Origin of the sequence: Mesorhizobium sp. WSM3879, assembly GCF_002294915.1 — a bacterium.
GTDB lineage: Bacteria > Pseudomonadota > Alphaproteobacteria > Rhizobiales > Rhizobiaceae > Mesorhizobium.
Map to the genome: position 1 here is coordinate 510870 of NZ_NSFZ01000001.1, position 22093 is coordinate 532962.

Annotated in this window: 24 protein-coding genes and 1 tRNA gene; 11 read left to right on the top strand and 14 right to left on the bottom strand. The window is 64.4% G+C overall.

Annotation, left to right across the window (positions count from 1 at the left end; all coding sequences use genetic code 11):
* Nucleotides 1-85 precede the first annotated feature (85 nt).
* The 5 genes from CK218_RS02455 (at nt 86) to CK218_RS02475 (ending at nt 4216) form a co-directional block, all read left to right on the top strand.
* Nucleotides 86-472, top strand: coding sequence for an SET domain-containing protein-lysine N-methyltransferase (locus CK218_RS02455; RefSeq protein WP_095781084.1), 387 nt, complete (start codon nt 86-88; stop codon nt 470-472).
* Between the two features lie 177 nt (nt 473-649).
* Nucleotides 650-913, top strand: a complete 264-nt coding sequence (rpsU, locus tag CK218_RS02460) for a 30S ribosomal protein S21 (RefSeq protein ID WP_040969057.1) — start codon at nt 650-652, stop codon at nt 911-913.
* 136 nt (nt 914-1049) lie between these two features.
* Nucleotides 1050-1901, top strand: a complete 852-nt coding sequence (locus CK218_RS02465; protein ID WP_095826741.1) for a tetratricopeptide repeat protein — start codon at nt 1050-1052, stop codon at nt 1899-1901.
* A 189-nt stretch (nt 1902-2090) separates the two neighbouring features.
* Nucleotides 2091-2567 (top strand): DUF992 domain-containing protein, encoded by a 477-nt coding sequence (locus tag CK218_RS02470; protein ID WP_095826742.1) that lies wholly within the window; start codon nt 2091-2093, stop codon nt 2565-2567.
* 197 nt (nt 2568-2764) lie between these two features.
* On the top strand, nt 2765-4216 hold the full coding sequence (locus CK218_RS02475; protein WP_245434836.1) for an MFS transporter: 1452 nt from the start codon (nt 2765-2767) through the stop codon (nt 4214-4216).
* On the opposite strand, the gene coaBC is transcribed toward CK218_RS02475, so the two are convergent.
* The 3 genes from coaBC to ubiE form a co-directional block, all read right to left on the bottom strand.
* The gene (coaBC, locus tag CK218_RS02480) at nt 4213-5685 is read right to left on the bottom strand and encodes a bifunctional phosphopantothenoylcysteine decarboxylase/phosphopantothenate--cysteine ligase CoaBC (protein ID WP_210201055.1); all 1473 of its coding nucleotides are present in this window, start codon (nt 5683-5685) and stop codon (nt 4213-4215) included. The two genes, CK218_RS02475 and coaBC, sit on opposite strands and share 4 nt — an antisense overlap.
* Before the next feature lie 73 nt (nt 5686-5758).
* Nucleotides 5759-7333 carry a 2-polyprenylphenol 6-hydroxylase gene (ubiB, locus tag CK218_RS02485; RefSeq protein WP_095826743.1) on the bottom strand — a complete coding sequence of 525 codons (1575 nt, stop codon included), beginning with the start codon at nt 7331-7333 and terminating at the stop codon, nt 5759-5761.
* A 13-nt stretch (nt 7334-7346) separates the two neighbouring features.
* On the bottom strand, nt 7347-8123 hold the full coding sequence (ubiE, locus tag CK218_RS02490) for a bifunctional demethylmenaquinone methyltransferase/2-methoxy-6-polyprenyl-1,4-benzoquinol methylase UbiE (RefSeq protein WP_095826744.1): 777 nt from the start codon (nt 8121-8123) through the stop codon (nt 7347-7349).
* 171 nt (nt 8124-8294) lie between these two features.
* Here ubiE and CK218_RS02495 point away from each other — a divergent pair, with 171 nt between their 5' ends.
* The 3 genes from CK218_RS02495 (at nt 8295) to CK218_RS02505 (ending at nt 10692) form a co-directional block, all read left to right on the top strand.
* Nucleotides 8295-9269 carry an adenosine deaminase gene (locus tag CK218_RS02495; protein WP_095826745.1) on the top strand — a complete coding sequence of 325 codons (975 nt, stop codon included), beginning with the start codon at nt 8295-8297 and terminating at the stop codon, nt 9267-9269.
* Nucleotides 9270-9390: 121 nt separating this feature from the next.
* Entirely contained in the window at nt 9391-10020 is a 630-nt protein-coding gene (gene upp, locus CK218_RS02500; RefSeq protein ID WP_067002624.1) for a uracil phosphoribosyltransferase, read from the top strand.
* 105 nt (nt 10021-10125) lie between these two features.
* Nucleotides 10126-10692 (top strand): TIGR02281 family clan AA aspartic protease, encoded by a 567-nt coding sequence (locus tag CK218_RS02505; RefSeq protein ID WP_095826746.1) that lies wholly within the window; start codon nt 10126-10128, stop codon nt 10690-10692.
* 8 nt (nt 10693-10700) lie between these two features.
* On the opposite strand, the gene deoA is transcribed toward CK218_RS02505, so the two are convergent.
* The 6 genes from deoA to CK218_RS02535 are packed head-to-tail and all read right to left on the bottom strand — an operon-like array spanning nt 10701 to nt 16912.
* Nucleotides 10701-12017 carry a thymidine phosphorylase gene (deoA, locus tag CK218_RS02510; RefSeq protein WP_095826747.1) on the bottom strand — a complete coding sequence of 439 codons (1317 nt, stop codon included), beginning with the start codon at nt 12015-12017 and terminating at the stop codon, nt 10701-10703.
* Nucleotides 12017-12823, bottom strand: a complete 807-nt coding sequence (locus CK218_RS02515; RefSeq protein ID WP_095778797.1) for a purine-nucleoside phosphorylase — start codon at nt 12821-12823, stop codon at nt 12017-12019. Before CK218_RS02515 ends, deoA begins: the two co-directional genes overlap by 1 nt.
* On the bottom strand, nt 12820-13212 hold the full coding sequence (cdd, locus tag CK218_RS02520) for a cytidine deaminase (RefSeq protein WP_067325754.1): 393 nt from the start codon (nt 13210-13212) through the stop codon (nt 12820-12822). The genes CK218_RS02515 and cdd overlap by 4 nt, the downstream gene beginning before the upstream one ends.
* Before the next feature lie 58 nt (nt 13213-13270).
* Entirely contained in the window at nt 13271-14242 is a 972-nt protein-coding gene (locus CK218_RS02525; protein WP_095778796.1) for an ABC transporter permease, read from the bottom strand.
* A 1-nt stretch (nt 14243) separates the two neighbouring features.
* Complete coding sequence (locus tag CK218_RS02530; protein ID WP_095826748.1) at nt 14244-15383, bottom strand: ABC transporter permease; 1140 nt, start codon at nt 15381-15383, stop codon at nt 14244-14246.
* Complete coding sequence (locus CK218_RS02535) at nt 15380-16912, bottom strand: ABC transporter ATP-binding protein (RefSeq protein WP_095826749.1); 1533 nt, start codon at nt 16910-16912, stop codon at nt 15380-15382. The genes CK218_RS02530 and CK218_RS02535 overlap by 4 nt, the downstream gene beginning before the upstream one ends.
* A 163-nt stretch (nt 16913-17075) precedes the next feature.
* Here CK218_RS02535 and CK218_RS02540 point away from each other — a divergent pair, with 163 nt between their 5' ends.
* Together CK218_RS02540 and CK218_RS02545 are read left to right on the top strand one after the other, a co-directional pair.
* Complete coding sequence (locus CK218_RS02540) at nt 17076-17285, top strand: SlyX family protein (RefSeq protein ID WP_095826868.1); 210 nt, start codon at nt 17076-17078, stop codon at nt 17283-17285.
* Nucleotides 17286-17323: 38 nt separating this feature from the next.
* On the top strand, nt 17324-17731 hold the full coding sequence (locus tag CK218_RS02545; protein ID WP_095778792.1) for a hypothetical protein: 408 nt from the start codon (nt 17324-17326) through the stop codon (nt 17729-17731).
* Here CK218_RS02545 and CK218_RS02550 read toward each other — a convergent pair.
* The 4 genes from CK218_RS02550 to CK218_RS02565 all read right to left on the bottom strand — a co-directional run bounded on the left by CK218_RS02550 (nt 17726) and on the right by CK218_RS02565 (nt 20550).
* Nucleotides 17726-18181, bottom strand: a complete 456-nt coding sequence (locus CK218_RS02550) for a GNAT family N-acetyltransferase (protein WP_095826750.1) — start codon at nt 18179-18181, stop codon at nt 17726-17728. The two genes, CK218_RS02545 and CK218_RS02550, sit on opposite strands and share 6 nt — an antisense overlap.
* 70 nt (nt 18182-18251) lie before the next feature.
* A complete protein-coding gene (locus CK218_RS02555; RefSeq protein ID WP_067325733.1) occupies nt 18252-19241 on the bottom strand; it encodes a BMP family ABC transporter substrate-binding protein in 990 nt (329 codons plus the stop codon).
* Between the two features lie 196 nt (nt 19242-19437).
* Nucleotides 19438-19758, bottom strand: coding sequence for a hypothetical protein (locus CK218_RS02560; protein ID WP_067002648.1), 321 nt, complete (start codon nt 19756-19758; stop codon nt 19438-19440).
* Nucleotides 19759-19923: 165 nt separating this feature from the next.
* Entirely contained in the window at nt 19924-20550 is a 627-nt protein-coding gene (locus tag CK218_RS02565; RefSeq protein WP_245434839.1) for a hypothetical protein, read from the bottom strand.
* 404 nt (nt 20551-20954) lie between these two features.
* Between CK218_RS02565 and CK218_RS02570 the strand changes: the two genes are divergently transcribed.
* A tRNA-Ser gene (locus tag CK218_RS02570) sits at nt 20955-21044 on the top strand.
* A 146-nt stretch (nt 21045-21190) separates the two neighbouring features.
* Here CK218_RS02570 and CK218_RS02575 read toward each other — a convergent pair.
* Nucleotides 21191-22051, bottom strand: coding sequence for a DUF1194 domain-containing protein (locus tag CK218_RS02575; protein ID WP_095826751.1), 861 nt, complete (start codon nt 22049-22051; stop codon nt 21191-21193).
* Nucleotides 22052-22093: the final 42 nt, after the last annotated feature.

Sequence of the window (22093 nt, forward strand, 5' to 3'; positions counted from 1 at the left end):
GCTCATCCGCTGAAATAGCGCGACGGGGCCTTGCATTCCGGTCCATTTTGACGATTTGGTTTCCCGTCGAAAACGGACCGGAACGATGCTGCTGATCAGAACCTATGTCGCCCAGAGCGCCATCGAAGGCGTCGGCGTTTTCGCCGCCGAGCCGGTCAGGAAAGGCGCCTCCATCTGGCGGCTCGATCCCGATTTCGACCGGCTGATCCCGATGGAGAAATACGAGAAGGCGCCGCCGCATCTCAAGGAATTGCTCGACCGCTACGCCTATCCGAGCCCGGACAAGCCGGGTTTCATGGTATATGAGGTCGACAATGGCCGCTTCATGAACCATTCCGAGCGGCCGAACACGGATTTCTCCCAATACGGTGGCGCCACAGCGACCCGGGATATCGCGGCCGGCGAGGAAATCACTTGCGACTATGGCGAATTCTTTGAGGATTTCGCCCGTCTGCATCTGGCGACCGCCTAAGGCTCAGACCGGCAAGGCACGGCGCTCGGGCTTCCGATCGCGGTTTCCTGCAATCAACGGTGGACAGCACGGCCTGATTCTGCTATCAGCCGGCACAATTCGCGGTGCAGGTCACTGCGGAGGCATGCGGCTATGGGCTGCTTGCCTGAGATTTCAAACCCGAAGACAGGATTGCACGTGCAGGTACTCGTCCGCGACAACAACGTTGATCAGGCGCTTCGCGCGCTGAAGAAGAAGATGCAGCGCGAAGGTATTTTCCGCGAAATGAAGATGCGCGGTCACTACGAAAAGCCGTCCGAGAAGCGTGCCCGCGAGAAGGCGGAAGCCGTCCGCCGCGCCCGCAAGCTGGCCCGCAAGCGCGCCCAGCGCGAAGGCCTGCTGCCGATGACCCCGCGCCCGGCTCCGGCTGGTGCTGCCGGCGCATCGCGTTCGCCGCGCTGATACCGTCAATTTTTCGTCCTTTTCGAAGGATACCGAGGGTGGCGCGATGCGGAATCGCCGCCACCTTTTTGTTTATGTGTTCGAGCCGGTTCGGAGAGGGAACGGACCTGACGGCGCGGCGCCAGTGAGGACTGAGATGAACGCAATTACCGTGGAGCGCAGAACCGCTTTTCGCGGCTTCGCCCTGACGGCGGCCCTGCTTTCGGGCCTGACCCTTGCAGCATGCCAGACGGCCCCGACGGGGGAGTTCAACAGTATCGACAAGGCGCAAGGCTCGACCGAGAACATCTCCTCGCTGTCGGCTGTCATCCAGCGCAATCCTCAGGATCCCGAGGGTTACAATGTGCGCGGCTCGGCCTATGGCCGCGGCGGCCAGTACCAGGCGGCGCTCAAGGATTTCGACACCGCCATCCAGCTCAATCCGAACTTCTATCAGGCCTATTCGAACCGGGCGCTCATCCAGCGTTTCCTGGGCAACCAGCAAGCAGCGCTTGCCGACTATAACCGCTCGATCCAGATCAACGCCAATTACGACGCCGCCTATATCGGCCGCGGCAATCTCTATCGCAAGGCCGGCCGCGTCAACGACGCCTTCAACGATTTCCAGAAGGCGATCCAACTCGACACGACCGACGCCCGCGCCTACCACAATCGCGGCCTGATCTATCAGAGCCAGGGCCAGCATAAGTTCGCCATCGAGGATTTCTCGACCGCCATCTCGCTGGCGCCGGACGCAGCCGAGCCCTACAACGGCCGCGGCCTGTCCTATCTGGCCATGAATGACGAGGACAACGCCTTCGCCGACTTCAACATGGCCATCAAGCTCGACGGCAAGAACGCCGAGGCCTGGGCCAACCAGGCGCTGATCTACGAGCGACGCGGCGACAAGGAAAGGGCGGCCAAGTCCTACCGCGAGGCTGTCCACCTCGACCCGAACTACCAACCCGCCAAGGACGGCCTGTCGCGCACCTCGGCCGGCGCCAGCTGATCGGAAGCTAAGGCCGCCCGGGGGTCCGGTCGCCCGCGATGGGTCTATTGCGGCGCTGACACGCCGATGTGGCCGTCAGCCGCCAACGGCGATGCGTTGGCTCGCCATGCTCGCGCCAAGTTTTGGGCGGAACGCTCCTCGCACCTCGACCGTTTAACCGGGGCCGTTTGTTGCGAAAGGACATTTCCGATGATCAAGACACTTGCCTGTGCCGCCGCCACGCTTGCCGCCACGGTCCTCGCTTCTCCGGTCAGCGCCGGCACACTCCGGCTCGGCACGCTCGATTGCACCATCGACGGGGGCACCGGTTACGTCATCACCTCCAACAAGGGCGTGTCCTGCGTCTTCCGCCCCTATCATCACGGCCCGGCCGAGCTCTATACGGGCATGATCTCCAAGCTCGGCGTCGATATCGGCCGGACGCATCAAGGTCAGCTTGTCTGGGCGGTTCTCGCCGCCACCCGCCACCATGACGCGGGCGATCTCGCCGGCAGCTATTACGGCGTGAACGCGGAGGCGAGCGTCGTGACCGGCGGCGGCGCCAATCTTTTGGTCGGTGGCCTCGACGGCGCCTTCATGCTCGAGCCGCTGAGCGTCCAGGCACAGACCGGCGTCAACCTCGCTGTTGCCGTGGCTTCGCTGGACCTCGTCCACTCCTATAAGTGAACTTTCAAATCAATTAGCACCGATACGGCCCGGGACGCTCGTTCCCGGGCCGAATTTTTAGCGCGCTTGCTCGCTGACATCGCCGAAAATGCCTCTTGAGCTCAACTGCGCTTGAGGTTCTACAAGCCCTGCCGAACTGGATCTGGCGCTTCGTTCGCAATGCGGATGAGGTTGCGGAAAACAAGCGGGAGATCGACGTGACGGCAGCAGGCGGCGGCAAGGTGGCCGGCAACAAGGTGGACTGGCGAGCACTGTGGGCAAGCGGCGACCTGGCGCGTTTCTGCTTTGTCAGTCTCGGCATCCTGCTGCATGCCACCAATGAGACTATGGTGGCGACGGTGATGCCGGCCATGGTCGGCGAACTGGCCGGCGTGCAGCTCGTTGGCTGGTCGCTGGCGATCTATGAGCTCGGCGCCATCGTCGCGGGTGCGGCCGCCGGGCGGCTGGTGAGCTATGTCGCGCTGCGCTCCAACATGATGGTCGCCGCCCTGCTCTACGCAGCAGGCGCGCTGATCTGCGCGGCGGCACCCTCCATGCCGTTCTTCCTCGCCGGGCGGCTGGTCGAAGGACTTGGCGGCGGCGCGCTGGTGTCGCTCGCCTTCGTTTCGGTCGAGCGTCTCTTTCCGCGCAACATCTGGCCGCAGCTCTTCGGCATCATGTCGGCGATCTGGGGCGTCGCCGCCTTCAGCGGACCGATGCTCGGCGCTGTTATGACCGAGTTCCTGTCGTGGCGCTGGGCCTTTGGCGTCTTCACTTTCGGCGGCGCGGCGATGGCGCTGGCGAGCTTTATCGTGCTGGACACGCCGGAGGCGACGAGGCCGCAGGCGGGCAGCGGCACGGCGCCGCCCTTTCCCTATCCGGCGCTTGCCTGTCTCGCCATCGCCGTCGTGCTGATCGCTGCCGCCGGCATCGACATCGCCCTGCTGCGCTCGTCGCTGCTGCTGGCCGTCGGGCTGATCGGCCTGGTGCTTTTCTTCCGCATCGATGCCCTCAGGCCGCGCTCGCGCCTGTTTCCGGCACCTTTGTTCTCATGGCGCTCGCCGCTTGGCTCAGGCATGACCATGGTTGCGGCCTTCTCGGTAGCGACCTGCACGTTCACCATTTACGGGCCGCTGCTGCTCACCACGCTGCACGGCATTCCGATCCTGACCACCGGCTATATCATCGCTGCCGAATCCGTCGCCTGGTCGATCCTGTCGATCCTCATCGCCAATGCGCCGCTGGAGCGCGAAAGACTGATCATCGTCGTCGGGGCGCTGATGATCGCCTCCGGTCTTGCCGGTTTCGCCTATGCCATCCCCGCAGGTTCGATCCCGCTGATCCTGCTCTGCGCTCTGCTGCAGGGCGGCGGCTTCGGCGTCTGCTGGCCGTTCCTGACGCGCGTCATCGTCGCTTCGGCCCGCGACGGCGAGCAGACGATCGCTTCCGCCGCCGTGCCGACCATGCAGCGGATCGGCTACGCGGTGGGCGCGGCCGTTGCCGGCATTGTGGCCAACGCCAGCGGCTTCTCGCAAGGCCTCAATCGTGACGCGGCCGCAGGCGTGGCCGGCTGGCTCTTCCTCGCCTTCGTGCCGCTTGGGATCCTCGGCTGCATCGCCGCGCTGCGGATCGCACTGCCGCCAATGCGACCGCAGGCAGCGGCCAGCTAAACCACTGTCGCTTTCAGCCGCTCGGCAATCGATGCGGCGAGCCGTGTCGCCACCTCGTCCTTGCCCATCTCCGGCCACTCCTCGACGCCCGTGCGCGAGACGATGCGCACCTTGTTGCGGTCGCCACCCATCACGCCGGAAGGGCCGATGCCGCTCCCATGCGAGACGTCGTTCGCGACGATGAGATCGGCGCCCTTCTTCCTGAGCTTGGCCTCGGCATTGCCGATGAGGTCCTGCGTCTCGGCGGCAAAGCCGACGACAAGGCCGGGCCTCTGCGCATGATGGCCGACGCCCGCCAGGATGTCGGGATTCTCGACCATCTTGAGCGACGGCGGGCCCTTCCCTGCCACCTTCTTGATCTTTTCACCGGCGGCATTCGCGGTGCGCCAGTCGGCGACGGCCGCGACGAAAACAGCCGCGTCCGCCGGCAGAAGGCTCTCGACCGCTTCCTTCATCTCGGCCGCTGTTTCCACATGCGTGGTCTTCACCCCGGCCGGATCGGCGATGTTGACCGGACCGGACACGAGCCGGACATCGGCGCCGAGCTTCGCCAGTGCCGCCGCGATCGCATGGCCCTGCTTGCCGGACGAACGGTTGGCGATGTAGCGCACCGGATCGATCGGCTCATGCGTCGGCCCCGAGGTGACGATGATCTTGCGGCCCGCAAGCGGCTGCGGCTTCTCGTCGAGCATCGCCTCGATCGCGGCCACGATTTCCAGCGGCTCGGCCATGCGGCCTTCGCCCGCCTCGTTGCTTTCCGCCATCTCGCCCCTGGCCGGCCCGACAAAGGCGATGCCATCCTTCTGCAGGGTCGCCCGGTTGCGCCGCGTCGCCGGATGCGACCACATCTTCGGATTCATCGCCGGCGCCATCAGCACTTTCTTGTCGGTCGCAAGCAGCACCGTCGAGGCAAGATCATTGGCATGGCCGTTGGCGAGCTTCGCCATCAGGTCGGCGGTGGCCGGCGCCACGACCAGCAGATCGGCCTCGCGCGACAGCCTTATGTGGCCGACATCGTGCTCGTCATTGCGGTCGAAGAGTTCGGTGAAAACATGGTCGGCCGAAAGCGCGCCGACGGACAGCCTGGTGACGAATTCCTGCGCGGCTGATGTCATTACCACCCGGACAGAAGCGCCGCGCTCGCGCAGGCGCCGGGTCAGATCGAGCGATTTGTAGGCGGCGATCCCGCCGCCGATGACGAGAAGGACGCGTTTGCCGGAGAGCGTTCCGCGAACTGACGGCCTGCCGGGCATGTCGGCGATAGGCGGTGCTTGCTGGCCGGGGCCGGTCAGCGCGCGCAACGTCTTCTCGATCTGGTCGATGCGGTCGGCCTGTCCTGCCCGGCCCTCAACCGCCGCCCTGATCATCGCCCGGGCCTGCTCCTCCATCGAGCAGCCATTTTCGGCAGCCAATTGGCGCAGCAGGTCCTTAACTCCATCGTCAAGGTTGCGGATCGTGATGCTGGCCATCTGATTGCACCCGCTTCAAACTAGCGCTGGCAATGATAGCAATGCAATCAAACCGCAGCAAGGCGGCGGGCGGTCAGAAAATCCGCCACGCGATATAAATCAGCGTCAGCGCAATGATCCACAGCGCCACGCGGCCGGAGCGGGTGTAGCGCGCCTCCGCCTTGCCGATCGCGCGCGCGGTCGCCTCGTCGAAGCGCAGGCCGTGCTCCGCCATCAGGTCGATCTCACGCGACAGCCGCTCGGTGCGAACCGCAATGTCCGGCGCCTGCCTCGCCAGCGAGATCAAGGCCTTGCCGGCGTCCCGCGCGTCCGAGAGCACGCCGCGCGGGCCGAGATTGCCCGCGATCCAGTCACTGACCACCGGCTCCGAAGTCTTCCACATGTTGAACGCCGGATCGAGCGTGCGGGCCACGCCTTCGACCACCACCATGGTCTTTTGCAAAAGCACCAGCTCGGTCCGCGTCGCCATGTCGAAGAGGTCGGTGACCTCGAACAGCAGCGTCAGAAGCTTGGCCATCGAGATCGTGTCGGCCGACTGGCCGTGGATCGGCTCGCCGATGGCGCGGATCGCCTGCGCGAAGGCCGAGACATTGTGCTGACGCGGCACATAGCCGGCCTCGAAATGCACCTCGGCGACGCGCCGGTAGTCGCGCACGATGAAGCCGTAGAGGATCTCGGCCAGAAAACGCCGCTCCTTCTTGCCGAGCCTGCCGGCGATGCCGAGATCGACGGCAACGATGGTGCCGTCCGGTTCGACGAACAGGTTGCCCGGATGCATGTCGGCATGGAAGAAGCCGTCGCGCAGCGTATGCCTGAGGAAGGACTGGACGAGATTGGCTGCGATCGCCTTGAGGTCGTGACCGGCGGCAGCAAGGCCGGTCAGATCGTTCATCTTGACGCCGTCGATCCACTCCATGGTGATCACGTCTCGGCCGGTCCGCTCCCAATCGACCGCCGGCACGCGGAAGCCCGGATCATCCTTGGTGTTCTCAGCGAGCTCGGAAAACGCGGCCGCTTCGAGCCGCATGTCCATCTCGACCTTGGTGGTCTGCGCCAGCGTCTGGGTCACCTCGATCGGCCGCAGGCGGCGCGAGGAGGGGATGTACTTCTCCTGCAGGCGGGCGGCGAGGAAGTAGCTCTCGAGATCCTGGAAGAAGCGATGGCGCACGCCGGGGCGGATGACCTTCACCGCGACTCGTGAGGCCTTTCCGTCGCGAACGACTTCGGCGCCGTGCACCTGGGCGATCGATGCCGCCGCGACCGGCTCGCCGAAGGTTGCGTAGAGATCCTCGATCCTGCGCCCGAGCGAGGCTTCGATCGCCGCGACCGCTTCCGCCTTCGGAAAGGTGTGCATCTTGTCCTGCAGCAGTGCAAGGTCGACCGCCATGTCGTTGCCGACGACGTCGGGCCGCGTGGCGAGGAACTGGCCGAGCTTCACATAGGACGGCCCCAGCCGCACCACCGCCTGCGCCAGCCGGTCGCCGCGCAGATGGCTTCGGGCGCGGCGGCGGGTAAGCACGCGCGCCAGCCGCCAGCCGAGCTTCGGCATACCGGAAAGCTCTTCGCCGGGCAGCGCCGCGACGACGCCCTCGCGGACCAGCACCCAGCCGGCCCTGGCGAGCCGGAAGCCGGCGCCAACGCTGGTCATCGGACGCCCTGCCTCAAAGCTTCCAGCCCGAATGGAGCGCCGCGATGCCGCCCGAATAGTTGCGGAAAGTGACCCGATCGAAGCCGGCCCGACCAATCATCGCCGCGAAGTTCTGCTGGTTGGGGAACTTGCGGATCGATTCGACCAGGTAGGAATAGGGCTCGCCGTCGCCGGTCACCGCCCTGCCGATTTTGGGAATGGCGTTGAACGACCAGGCCTCGTAGGCCTTGTCGAGCAGCGGCATGTCGACCTCGGAAAACTCCAGGCATAGGAAGCGCCCGCCGCGCTTCAGCACACGAAAAGCCTCGCTCAGCGCCACATCGATGCGCGGCACATTGCGGATGCCGAACGCGATCGTGTACGCATCGAACGTGCCGTCATCGAAGGGCAGCGCTTCGGCATTGGCCTCGACGAAATCGGTGTTTTCCGAGAGGCCTTTCTTCTCGGCCCTGTCGCGGCCCACTTCGAGCATCGAGCCGTTGATGTCGAGCACCGTGGCATGCGCCTGGCGTTGGCTTGCCTCGATGATACGGAAGGCGATGTCGCCGGTGCCGCCGGCGACGTCGAGCACCTTCCAGCCCGGCCGCTTCGGGGGGCTGAGCCAGGCGACCATCGCGTCCTTCCACACGCGATGCAACCCACCCGACATCAGATCGTTCATCAGGTCGTATCGATTGGCCACCTTGTGAAAGACGTCATTGACGAGCGACTGCTTGTCGCCCGCGCCAACCTTCCTGAAACCATAGGAGGTTTCCATGCCGCCCGCGGCCGTGGTTCTCTCAACTGACATTATTTCGATCCGCCATAAAACCGGCGGGACCATAGCCGATCGATGGGGCGGGCGCTATTGTCCAAGGCGCGGTTTTCGGCCGCGCTTTCAGAACGGGTCGGGGAAGAGTTTGCCACGATTTTCCACCCGGAATCGGCGCCACGACAGAAGAATACCGCACGGGATGGCCGCATGATCTTGAAAGCCGAATTGCACTGCCACATCGAAGGGGCAGCGGCGCCCGACCTCGTCGTCAGCCAGGCCCGCAAATACGGCAAGGACCCTTCGCCCTACATCCAGAACGGCTCCTTCGTCTGGCACGATTTCACGTCTTTCCTCGCCGCCTATGATTTTGCTTCCGACCTGTTCCGCACCGAGGAGGATTACGCCCGTCTGACCGATCATTATCTCACCAGCCTCGCCCGCGACGGCGCCATCTATTCCGAGGTCTTCACCTCGCCGGATCACGCGAAAAAGGCCGGGCTTTCGCCCAAGGCCTATACGGACGCGCTGGGCGAAGGCATGGCCCGCGCCAAGGCGAGGACCGGCATCGAGGGGCGCATGATCGTCACCGGCGTACGCCACGTCGGCGTCGAGGCGATCGAGCAGGCGGCGCGCTTTGCGGCGCGCTGCGGCCATCCGCTGGTCACCGGCTTCGGCGTCGCCGGCGACGAGCGGATCGGCGATTTCGAGGACTATGTGCGGGCTTTCGAGATCGCGCGCGAGGCCGGCCTCGGCATCACCATCCACGCCGGAGAATTGATGGGCTGGGAAAGCGTGGCGGCAGCGCTCGACCATATCCGCCCATCGCGGATCGGCCATGGCGTGCGCGCCATCGAGAACCCGGACCTTGTTCGCCGCATCGCCGCCGAGGGCGTGGTGCTGGAATGCTGCCCCGGCTCCAACATCGCGCTCAAGGTGTTCGATAGTTTCGCCACGCATCCTTTTCCGGCGTTGCGCGCGGCCGGCTGCAAGGTGACGCTCAATTCCGACGACCCGCCCTATTTCTGGACCTCGCTGAAGCGCGAATACGACATCGCCGCCGAGCATTTCGCGATGGACGACAAGGCGCTTACCGCCGTCACCAGGACGGCCATCGAGGCCGCCTTCGTCGACCGAAAGACCAAGGCGATGCTGATGAGCCGGCTCGACCCCAAAGGCCGGTGAATGGTGAATGGTGAATGGTTCGCGGGCCCTTCGGCCTGTCAACCGCAATCATCGGCCTATCAGGACTCGCAAACCGGCTCACTATTCACTATTCACTACTCACCATTCACTGGAGAAGACCATGCAGGGCGTCACCGTCGTCGACCACCCCCTTGTCCAGCACAAGTTGACCATCATGCGCAAGAAGGAGACCTCGACGGCAGGCTTCAGGCGGCTGCTGCGCGAGATCTCCCTGCTTCTCGGCTACGAGGTGACCCGCAACCTCGAACTGACGACCACCACGATCGAGACCCCGATCGAGGAGATGGAAGCGCCGACGCTGGAGGGCAAAAAGCTGGTTTTCGCCTCCGTGCTGCGGGCCGGCAACGGCCTGCTCGAAGGCCTGCTCGATCTGGTGCCGGCGGCGCGCGTTGCCCATATCGGCCTTTACCGCGACCATGAGACGCTCGAGGCGATCGAATATTTCTTCAAGGCGCCGAGCGACCTTGCCGACCGTCTGGTGATCGTGGTCGATCCGATGCTTGCGACCGCCAATTCCGCGATCGCGGCGATCGACAAGCTGAAGGGGCGCGGCGCCACCAACATCCGCTTCCTTTGCCTGCTGGCGGCACCCGAAGGCATCGAGCGCTTCACCAAGGCGCATCCGGATGTCCCGATCTTCACCGCTTCGATCGACCGCCAGTTGAACGACAAGGGTTACATCATGCCTGGCCTCGGCGACGCCGGGGACCGCATGTACGGAACCAAGTAAGATCTTTTCTTAACCGCTCGTTTACGAAACGCCGTGGTTCCGGCGTGCGTTAAAGCCGAAAACACCATGTCGGCTTAAGGATCGAACCTTCACGAAGGTCGATCCATGCTGCGCAAGCTTCTTCTCCTTGGCGTCTTTGTCGGAAGCTCGGCGTCGATTCCGATCGTCTATCAGTCGAACCCGCAGATGGTGGAAAGCCTGCTGAGATCGGCGGTTGCTTCGAAGCCGGCGCCGCCTGAGGCTCAGCCGGACGTCAATCTCGCTTCGGTTCCAGCCAGGCCGGCGGCGCCGATGCCGCTCGGCCGCCAGGTGCTGGTCAATGCCGACCAGCGCGGCCATTTCACTTCCGCCTTCAAGTTCAACGGCCGTCAGATAGACGGCATGATCGACACCGGCGCGACGCTCGTCGCGATCAACATATCGACGGCGCGCCGGATCGGCATCTCGCTCAACCAGTCGGATTTCAATCAACAGGTGAACACGGCGAACGGCGCCATCAAGGCTGCCGTGGTCACCGTCGACCGTCTGCAGATCGGCAAGATTTCCCTCGACAACGTCCAGGCGGTGGTGCTCGACGATCGAGGGCTGCAAACCAACCTGATCGGCATGAGCTTCCTGCAGCGGCTGCAGAAATACGAAGTGCAGGACGGCGCGCTGTTGCTCGTTCAATAGGCGCGATTTTACAGAGGCAGTATCCGCCTGAGCACCGTCTTTTCTGCGGTCGGCTTCGAGTGACCGACCGTATAGGCGGCGCGCACCGCGACGGCGGCAGCCTCGGCGTCGGCCTCGGTCCGCGCATGGACCAGCGCCAGCGCCTCGCCCGCATGCACCTCCGCGCCGACCGGCAGCAGCCGGGTGAGGCCGACGGAATGATCGATCTTGTCGTCCGGGCGGACGCGCCCGCCGCCCAGCGCAACGACGGCGAGCCCGATTTCGCGCGTCGCGATCCCGGTGACGAAGCCGTCCTCGGCCGCTTTGACCGCCATTTCTACTGCCGCCTTCGGCAGATATTTCTCCGGATTCTCGACGAAGTCGGGGGGACCGCCGAGCGCCGTCACCATGCGCGCGAACACCGCCGCCGCGCGGCCGCCGGCAAGCGTCTCGGCCGCGCGCCTGATCCCGTCCTGGTTAGACGAGACAATTCCCGCCGATTGCAGCATCTCGGCGGCAAGCGCCAGCGTGACGTCCTCCAGCCGGCGGTCGCGGAAGCGGCCGGTGAGAAAGTCTACCGCGTTCTTCACCTCGACCGCATTGCCCGCTGCCGAGGCCAGCGGCTCGTTCATGCCGGTCACCAGTGCCGAAGCCTTCAGGCCGGCGCCATTGGCGACCTCGACCAGGCTGTTCGCAAGTGCGGCCGCATCGCGCGACTTCTCCATGAAGGCGCCGTTGCCGACCTTGACGTCGAGCACAAGCGAGTCGAGCCCGGCGGCAAGCTTCTTCGACAGGATCGAAGCCGTTATCAGCGGCACCGATTCCACTGTGCCCGTCACGTCGCGGATCGCGTAGAGCCGGCGATCGGCCGGCGCCAGGTCGGCGGTCTGGCCGATGATGGCGCAGCCCGTCTCGAGCACCGTCTTGCGGAACCGCGCCAAATCCGGCTGGCTGACGTAACCGGGAATGGCATCCATCTTGTCCAGTGTGCCGCCGGTATGGCCAAGCCCGCGGCCGGAGATCATCGGCACATAAGCGCCGCAGGCCGCGACGATCGGCGCCAGCATCAGCGAGACATTGTCGCCGACGCCGCCCGTCGAATGCTTGTCGGTGACCGGTCCCGGCAAATCGGACCAGTCGAGCACGTCACCGGAATCGCGCATCGCGAGCGTCAACGCCACTGCTTCCTCGCGACTCATGCCTTTGAGGAACACCGCCATGGCGAAGGCGCCGATTTGGCCTTCCGAGAGCGTGCCGGCCGTGATCCCCTCGATGAAGGCCGCGATCTCGGGCGCCGAGAGCTTGTGGCCGTCACGCTTGCGGCGAATGATTTCCTGCGGGAGCATCAGCTTTCCGGCAAACCTTCCTCGAAGACGCGCCGCAGGATCGTCGCCAGCCGCGCGCCGCCGACCGGCGCCATGTCCTTGGTTTCCTGGTGCGAGAGTTCCGCCCCGGTCATGCCTGCCGCAAGGTTGGTGATGACCGAGCAGGCGGCGACCTTGAGGCCGAGGAAGCGGGCCAGGATCACTTCGGGCACGGTCGACATGCCGACCGCGTTGGCGCCCATGACGCGCGCCATGCGGATTTCGGCCGGCGTCTCGAAACATGGTCCGGAAAACCACATGTAGACGCCCTGGTGGAGCGCGGTGCCGGTCTCCTTGGCCGCCGTCTCGATCGCCTTGCGCAACCCCGCATCATAGGCCTCGGTAAGGCCGACGAAGCGGCGGTCGCTCGGCTCGCCGATCAGCGGATTGGAGCCGGAAAAGTTGATGTGATCGGTGATCATCATCACCGAGCCCGGTCCCATCTCGGAATCGACCGAGCCGGCGGCGTTGGTGAGGATGAGATGCGAGATGCCGATGCCGGCAAGCACCTCGAGCGCCGGGCGCATCGCGGCGGCATTGCCGTGCTCGTAATAGTGCGCGCGCCCGGAAAGCATCAGCACCGGCGTGCCGGCGAAACGCCCTGCCACCACCTCGCCGGCGTGGCCGGAGACGCCGCTGCGCGGGAAGCCCGGCAGTTCGGCATAGGGGATGCGCCTTGCGTCCTCCACCTGGTCGACCAGCCCACCGAGGCCGGAGCCCAGCACAAGCGCCGCGGTCGGGGCCAGCCCGTCCAGTTTCTCGACCAGATGATCCAGCGCTTCCTTCATTTCAAGATATCGCCCCTAAATCCGTATGGCAGCATGTCGCCCATGGTGACCGTCTCGACCACGCCGGTATTGTCGCAGAGATAGAGCTTCGTCTCCGGCCGGCAGAATTCCGCCAGCCGCTGCCGGCAGCCGCCGCAGGGCGAGCATTTGGCCATGCGCTCGGCGATCACAGCGATCTCGGTGATCTTGCCGCCGCCGCCCATGATGTAGTGACCGAGCGCGGTGGTCTCCGCACACCAGCCCTCCGGATAGGACGCCACCTCGATGTTGGCGCCGGTGAAGACGCGTCCGTCCTCGGTGCGCAGCGCGGCGCCTACGGGAAACTTGGAATAGGGCGCATAGGCCTTGGCCATCGCCGTCCTGGCCGCTTCGAACAGATCATGCGACATTTCCTTTTTCTCTCCCACGATCTTGTTCAAATTGCCGGTTGCCAAGACTGCCCGAGCCTCAGCGTTCCTTGACATAGGGCACGCCGCCGGCGCGCGGCGGGATCGCCTTGCCGATGAAGCCGGCGAGCAGGATGACGGTGAGTACATAGGGCAGCGCCTGCATGAACTGCACTGGCACTTTCCCGAGGATCGGCAGCGGCGAGCCCTGCAAGCGGATCGATGCCGCGTCGAGGAAGCCGAACAGCAGGCAGGCGAACATCGCGTTGACCGGCTTCCATTTGGCGAAGATCAGCGCGGCAAGCGCGATATAGCCCTTGCCCGCGGTCATGTCCTTCACGAAGCCGCCATTCTGGACCATGGAGAGATACGCGCCGGCGACGCCGGTAAGGATACCGGTGCAGATCAGCGCCCGGTAGCGCAGCCAGGCGACCGAAATGCCGGCGGTGTCGACGGCGGCCGGGTTTTCGCCCACGGCGCGCATCCTGAGACCGAAGCGGGTGCGGAACAGCACCCACCAGGTGAACGGCACCATCGCGAAGGCGAAGTAGACCAGGATCGAATGGCCGGAGATCAGCTCGGCATAAACGGGCCCGAGGATCGGCACGTTGCGCACGGCTTCGGCGCCGGGCCACACGATCGCCTCGAAGCGCTCGCCCGGCTGCAGCGCCGGCGTGCGGCCGCCCTGCTCGAACCAGGCCTGGCCGAGGATGATGGTCGAGCCGGCGGCGACGAAGTTGATGGCGACGCCGGAGACGATCTGGTTGCCGCGATGCGTGATCGAGGCGAAACCATGCACCATGGCGAAGGCGACCGAGATCAGGACGGCGGTGCCGAGACCGATAAAGGCCGAATGGAAGACCGATGCCGCTGCAGCGCCGGCGAAGGCGCCGACCAGCATCTTGCCTTCGAGACCGATATCGAAGATGCCGGCCCGCTCTGAATAGAGGCCGGCAAGACAGGCAAGCAGCAGCGGCACCGACAGGCGGATGGTGGAATCCAGGACCTGGACGATCGCGTTGAAACTGTCCATCTCAGGCCCCCTTCCCCTTGACCGCCTGCATGCCGACCGATTTCGGGCTGACCGATGCGAACAGCGCCTGGATATAGGGCCTGAACATATGCTCCAGCGCGCCGGCGAAGAGGATGACCAACCCTTGAATGATGACGATCATGTCGCGGCTGATCGCCGGCATCTCGAAGGCAAGCTCGGCGCCGCCCTGGTAGAGCATGCCGAACAGGATCGCCGCCAGCACGATGCCGACCGGATGCAGCCTGCCCATCAGCGCGACCGCGATGCCGACATAGCCTGCGCCCGAGACGAAATCGATCGCCACATTGTGCTGGTCGCCCATCACGGGGTTGAGGGCCATCATGCCGGCCAGGCCGCCCGAGATCATCATCGCGGTGAGGATGATGCGGGTTTCCGAAATGCCGGCATAGCGCGCCGCCTTCGGACTATGGCCATAGGTGCGCATCTCGTAGCCGAGCTTGGTGCGCCAGATCAGCAGCCAGACCAGGAACGCCATCGCCAGCGCCAGCAGGAAGCAGATGTTGAGCGGCGCCGAGCGGATCTTGGCGCCGAACAATTCGATCATCCAGTTGAGCTTCGGCAATTCCGCGCCGGCCAGGAAATTGCGTGTCTGCGGCGCCTGCGATCCGACCGGCTTCAGCGGACCGACCAGCAGATAGACCATCACCGAGGCAGCGATGAAGTTGAACATGATGGTGGTGATGACGATGTGCGAGCCACGCTTGGCCTGCAGATAGGCCGGGATGAAACCCCAGAGCGCGCCGAACGCCGCCGCGGCGACGATCGCCATCGGAAAGATCACCCACCAGGGCAGGACGCTGTCGAAGCTCAGGCAGACGAGCGCGATGCCGAGGCCGCCGATATAGGCCTGGCCTTCGGTGCCGATGTTGAACAGGCTGCAATGCGCCGCCACCGCCACCGACAGCCCGGTGAAGATGAAGGTCGTGGCATAGAACAGGGTGAAGGCGATGCCTGTGCCCTTGCCGAAAGCGCCTTCGACCAGGATGACGGCGGCGCGGAACGGATTTTCGCCGACCAGCATGACGACGAAGCCCGCGACGATGAAAGCAACCGACAGGTTGATCAACGGAATCAACCCATAATCGGCCCAGGCCGGCAACTTGGCGTAAGGCGTGCTCATTCGGCGGCCTCCTGGTGCTCGACACCGGCCATCAAGAGGCCAAGCTCGCCTTCCGTCGCTTCCGGTCCGCGTTCGCCGACGATGCGGCCGGCGAACATCACCAGGATGCGGTCGGACAGCGAGCGGATCTCGTCGAGCTCGACCGACACGACCAGCACCGCCTTGCCCTGATCGCGCATGGCGATCAGCCGCTTGTGGATGAATTCGATGGCGCCGACGTCGACGCCGCGCGTCGGCTGGCCGACGATCAGCACGCCGGGATCCTGCTCCATCTCCCTGGCCAGCACGATCTTCTGCTGGTTGCCGCCGGAGAAATTTGCGGTCTTCAGCCGCGGATTGCCGGGACGGATGTCGTATTTCTCGATCTTGTCCTTCGCGTCGGCCATGATGGCATCGACGTTCAGGAACGGTCCCTTGAGATAGCGCTCGTCGTCGTGATAGCCGAGGATCGAGTTCTCGTTCTCCTCAAAGGCGAGCACCAGCCCGACATGGTGGCGGTCTTCCGGCACATGGGCGAGACCGCGGTCGCGCAATTCGCCGGGATCGGCCTTGCCGGTCAGGTCGATTGGCTTGCCTTCGAGCATGACCTCGCCCGAGACGGCGTGCCGGATGCCGGAGATCGCCTCGAGCAGCTCCGACTGGCCGTTGCCGGCCACGCCGGCGATGCCGACGATCTCGCCGCCGCGGACGTCGAAGGAGACGTCGTCGACCATGGTGACGCCGCGTGAATCCTTGACCGTCAGGTTCTTGACCGAGAGTTTTATCGCACCGGTCTCCGACTGGCCCTTCTCCACCCGCAAGAGCACGCGCCGGCCGACCATCAGTTCGGCCAATTCGCCGACCGTCGTTTCCCTGGTCACCCTGGTCGCCACCATGGTCCCCTGGCGCATGACCGAGACCGTGTCGGTAACGGCCATAATCTCGCGCAGCTTGTGGGTGATCAGCACCACCGTTTTTCCCTGTTCCTTCAGCTGCTTGAGGATGCGGAACAGATGGTCGGCCTCGGCTGGCGTCAGAACCCCTGTCGGCTCGTCGAGGATCAGGATCTCGGCGCCGCGATAGAGGGCCTTGAGGATCTCGACGCGCTGCTGCAGGCCGACCGGCAATTCCTCGATGATGGCGTCGGGATCGACCTCGAGGCCGTATTCGCGCTCCAGCCGTTCGAGCTCGGAGCGCGCCTTGGCGATGCTGCTCTTCAACAGCGCGTCGGTCTCGGCGCCGAGGATGACGTTCTCCAGCACCGTGAAATTGTCGACCAGCATGAAATGTTGGTGCACCATGCCGATGCCGAGCGCTATCGCGTCGTTTGGGGTGTTGATCGACACCGGCTTGCCCGCCACGCGGATTTCGCCGCTGTCGGCCTGGTAGAAGCCATAGAGGATCGACATCAGCGTCGATTTGCCTGCGCCGTTCTCCCCGACAATGCCATGGATGGTGCCGCGCGTGACTTCCAGGTTGATGTCGCGGTTGGCGCGCACGGCGCCAAAACTCTTGTTGATGCCTATGAGCTCGATTGCGGCTTGCGCCATGCAGCCTGTCCCACTCGTTATTTTTTTATCGCTTGGTCAAAATGCCTAGCATGATGCCCCGCCCGTGCCAATTGGCCGGAACGCCATTCACTCTCGACAAATCCCGCCGCGCTTGTCAATTTCGAAGGTGGCCGGGAGCTTCACATTCACAGAGACCGGGATGATGACGATGCCTGACGATCGGCTGACGACGCTGGAAATCCGCGCCGCCGAGCAGGAAAAGACGATCGAGGAACTGTCCGGCCAGATCGCCGAGCAGTGGACGGTGATCGAGCGCATGGAACGCAAGCTCGCCGCCCTTACCGATCGGTTCCTGGCCCTGGAGGAGCAGGCCGCTCCCGACGTGCCGGTGACCAAGCCGCCGCACTACTGAGCCTGCGGGGTCAGCGAGCGAGTTCGAGGAGAACGGTCATGGCCGGTGAAGGAGACCGCATCGCAAGGGCCGGCGACTATGTCTTCGGCCTGATGGACGAACGGGAGCGTGCTCGCGCCGAGCGCGACCTAGAGATCGATCCCGCCTTTCGCGACGCGGTGCTGCGGCTTGCCGAGCGCATGCGTGCTTTGGAGCCGCAGGGAGCGTCGGCCACGGCTTCGGATGAGCGCTGGCAGCTTGTGCAGCGCCGGCTTGGCGAATTGCCGCAAATGCGGTTTGCCGGGCTGGACAAGGGCGATGCGAAGCCGCAGCCGATCGTGATCAACAAGATCGAGCGCAAGCCTTATGGCGTCGGCCTGCATTCCCTTGGCGGCCGGCTCGGCCTGGCTATCGCGCTCGCCCTGGCGGCCGCCTTCGCGCTGGGCTATCTCGCCGGCACGCTATAGGGCGCACGACATCAAAAGCATCGGCTCGCCCTCCTGCTCGAAAGCTTCCGTGGCAGTCCAGCCAAGCGCTTCGTAGAAAGATCGTGCCTGCCAGGTGTAGAGATAGAGCCGGTTAACGCCGGCCGACGCGGCGTGGCCTTCTATGGCCCTGACCAGCGCCGTGCCAACGCCCTGCCCTCGATACGCCTCGTCAACAACAAGCCCGGCGAGCCACGGCGTCAGATCATGCGCCGGGTCGATCTCGTTGCGGACGAAGAGGCAACTTCCGATCGGCGAGCCGCCGAGGCGGGCGACGACAGCCGCCTCGAACCCGTCGCCTGCGATCAGCCGGCGAAGTCCCGCAATATCCTCTGCGAGCGTCCGCCCGGTGCCTTCAAAGAAGGCGGCCAGGCGCAGCTTGGCGATCGTCTCGACATCGCGCTCCCTCATGACTTCGATAATCGGTTGCATGATGCTGGTCCCAAAAACAAACCGCCGGGCAAAAAGCCCGGCGGTCTAAGAAGCCTCGTTCAGTTGCCGATCAATATGGGCAGTTGTTGTCGGTGGTGTAATCGTGCACCTGGACCTTGCCGGCGATAATGTCGGCCTTGGCCTTTTCGACCGCCGCCTTCATCTCGTCCGTCACCAGCGCCTTGTTGTTGTCGTCCATGGCGTAGTCGACACCGCCTTCCTTCAGGCCGAGATTTTCGACGCCGCCCTTGAAGGTCCCGTTCTTGCCGTCCATGAAAGCCGTGTAGACGGCAACGTCCACGCGCTTCAGCATCGAGGTCAGCACCTTGCCGGGCTGCAGGCCGTTCTGGTTGGAGTCGACGCCGATGCCGAGCTTGCCGGCATCCGCGGCCGCCTGCAGCACGCCGACGCCGGTGCCGCCGGCCGCGGCATAGACGACGTCCGCGCCCTGATCGATCTGGGTCTTGGCGATCTCGCCGCCCTTGGCGGGGTCGTTCCAGGCGGCCGGGGTATCGCCGGTCATGTTCTGGATGACCTCGGTGGCCCCGGCAGACTTGGCGCCGCCGACATAACCACATTCGAACTTGCGGATCAGCGGGATGTCCATGCCGCCGACGAAGCCGACCTTCTTCGACTTCGACGCCATCGCAGCCAGAATGCCGACGAGGTAGGAGCCTTCGTTCTCCTTGAACACCAGCGAGCGGACATTGGGCAGGTCGACGGCATCGTCGATGATGGCGAAGTTGAGGTCGGTATATTCGGCCGCGACCTTCTTCAGCGCATCTTCCCAGGCAAAGCCGGCCATCACGATCGGGTTGCGGCCGTCCTCGGCGAAGCGGCGCAGCGCCTGCTCGCGCTGCGAAGCGTTGGAGACTTCGAATTCGACATAAGCGACGCCGGTTTCCTTCTTGAATTTCTCGGCGCCGTTATAGGCAGCCTCGTTGAAGGATTTGTCGAACTTGCCGCCGAGATCGTAGAGGATGGCCGGCTGGACATCCGCGGCGAAGGCCGGGAGAACCATTGCGGTTGCGGCCAGGAGGCCGAGAACGATACGTTTCATGTGATCCACACCCTGTCGGTTATTTTCCGTTGCACCGCACACCCTGCCCGGTTCTCCGGCAGGCATGCGACGTCAGGCAGGAAGTGTATGCCCCTCCCGCTCGCGGCCAATCTGGCACGGCCCGAAACAAAATTCACGTGGAATTTTGACCTGTTGGAAAAAGCGTGAAGGCCGACCGTTTCGGGCGGAGTCCGCGTCAGTTGGTCGGGGCGAATTCGTGGCGCCGCCGGCGGTAGCCGAGGGCGTAGAGCAGGAATGCCAATACCGCGAACACGGCGAATCCCGGCTGGCCGAGCACCCAGGCGATGATCCCGTCCCAGACCAGCGGACTGGCCTTGGCGCGCACATAGGTCTCGAACGCGGCGCGCGTGTCGGGCGATACCGCCAGCCAGCTTGCGTTGAGCGGCGTCATGACCAGCGCCGACGCCGCGACAGAGCGCGTGGTGTCGATCACCGCCATGATGACAGAAATCGACAACGCAACCATGGCCGCCAGCCGAAAGATGAAACGCAGCATCCAACGCACTCCCCGGGAACACTCCCGTCTGCCCCGCCAAACGACATAGAGCGTGCACAACCGCCACGCAATCGCGACACGTGATTTTGAGTTAGGCCCTCCGCGCCGCTTTGCGCCGGTTGACGCGCCAGATGGCGAAAATCCGGCCGCCGACGGCTCCGATGATCAGTCCGCCCAAGCCGATGAAGACAGCAAAAACCCGCAGGCGCCCTCGAAGCAGCTCATATGGGTGGCGTCGGCGATCAGCGACCCCGCGAAAAATCCGATGCAGGCGCCGATGGCGCCGCCAAGGATGATGCCGAGCAACGCGGCGACGAGCGAGACCAGGAGCGGCGGGCGTACGGCCTCGGGATTGGCATACACCGTGTCGGCGCCGGCGCCGCGCCGCAGGAGGTAGATGCAGAGCAGGCCGATGGCGATCTCGGCCACCGTGAAGCCCAGCCCTTCGGCCGAGAAGACGAAATCGGGCACAAGAAGCGTGTAGGCCTGACGCACGACGAGCCAAAGGATGATGGCGACCTGCCAGATCGTATAGTGACGCGGGAAACGCGCCGACCGGTTGAAGGCGAGGCCGAGCAGGTAAAGCCCCCACAGAATGGTCACGACGCCGCCGGTCAGCCCGCCGTAGATCAGGAAGAGCACGCTTTCCGGCAGATTGAAGTCGCCGATCAGCCGCCAGCTCGAGATCAGGCCATAGGCCGAAAGCGCCATCACGATGATCAGCCACGCCACCGGGATGAAGGAGAGCCCGCTGTCGGGCCGGCCCGCGGGCTGCTGGTTGATCGATGCCATGTCAGGACGATGCCCCTCGCAAAGCCCCAAGCAGTTCCGGGAACTGCGTCGTGGTTTTCCGTCCGGAGGTGCACAAAACAAACGCCTCAGGCAGTCGACAGGCGGCCAGAGCCGAAGTCAAGCGCGGGAAACTCCGCCGGCCGGCCTGTGCACAGCATTCGGCTGCATGGCAGGCCACCGAGGCAGCTTCCGTGTCATCCACGGCAAAAGCCACGGAATGACTTGGCATTCGCTTTCGGATCGACTAGATGAGCCCCGCGCCTGTTTTGCCTAGACGGCTAGAGGTGCCGGGAAAGGGTTGCCTGCCGGTTGAAGGCACCCCAAATTTAGGCCGAGAGGCCTTCCCGAGGGAGATGCATCTCCCCAACCCGCGCGGCGAAACCGGCCGACGCGACATGCAAGACGGAGAGGTGGCCGAGTGGTTGAAGGCGCACGCCTGGAAAGTGTGTTTACGGGAAACCGTAACGCGGGTTCGAATCCCGCTCTCTCCGCCATCAATTTTCCTAATACTATGATATTTTCAAGCTGTTAGCGAAGAGGGAAGACACCTCAAAGCGGTCCGCAATTGGCTGTTAGGCAGGTGGCCGGAAAGACGTTTCGTGCGGCCCGCCCCAGAAACCGTCGCGCTATCGCCGATCGGTTACCGCCCTGGCAGCTGACCGATCACGTTGCAATCGGTCGTGCTGTCTGAACGCGCCGTGTAGGTGGCGTAGATCACCAAATCCGTGTTCATGGCGATTTCACGCACCAGCTTTCGACGGACTGCGGTGGCGAACATGGCGGGCTCTGTGACACCGATCGCAAACGCGTCTGGTCCGCCAATGACGCAGCGCTCGAAATAGGATTGCAGGTTGGAACGGCCATACCTCGCGAACCCGTCGGCCCCGCCAATCCGGGGCAGTGCGATAGGCAGCCCGTTGATCGTCACGCCTTCCGCGAGAAGAACCTGCCGGATGGGGTCAAGGAGTGCTCCCGCATTATTGGGTCCGTCGCCGGATATATCAACAACCCTGCGCGGGCTGCGCAAGCCACTATTCGCGAACAGATCATTCGCGGCAGACAATGCGCCGGAAATCGACGTTCCGCGGCCTTCAGTCAACGACAAAGCCGCGAGCCTGTCTGCCAAAGTGAGAGCGTCCTCGCGACTTTGGACGATTGTCCATGGCACGATGACGGTTTGCTGATTTGGCCCTGCCCACTCCAGATAGAGCACTGCAATTCTTCCACGCTCTCCCGACTTGACTGCCCCCGCAATGTCCGCGTGGCGGAAAGCATCGACGTAGCCGTCGCGCTGCACTCTTTGCTCAACTTTGCTCATCGACGGCGAAACGTCCACTGCAAGGATCAATTGCAGATCGACGTCGACCAGGCCGTCCTGGGAACGGTCGGTTGAGTGAGCCTGGGGCGCCATTGCCAAGAACAGGGTCATCAGGCACACGCCTGTGAGCCGGAGCACCGGCCTTGCGCCCACACTTCGAGCAATCTGCACTTCGTCGTCCATGGTGAGCCTCTCGCTGACGCTGCGATTGTCGGTCCGAGGCGT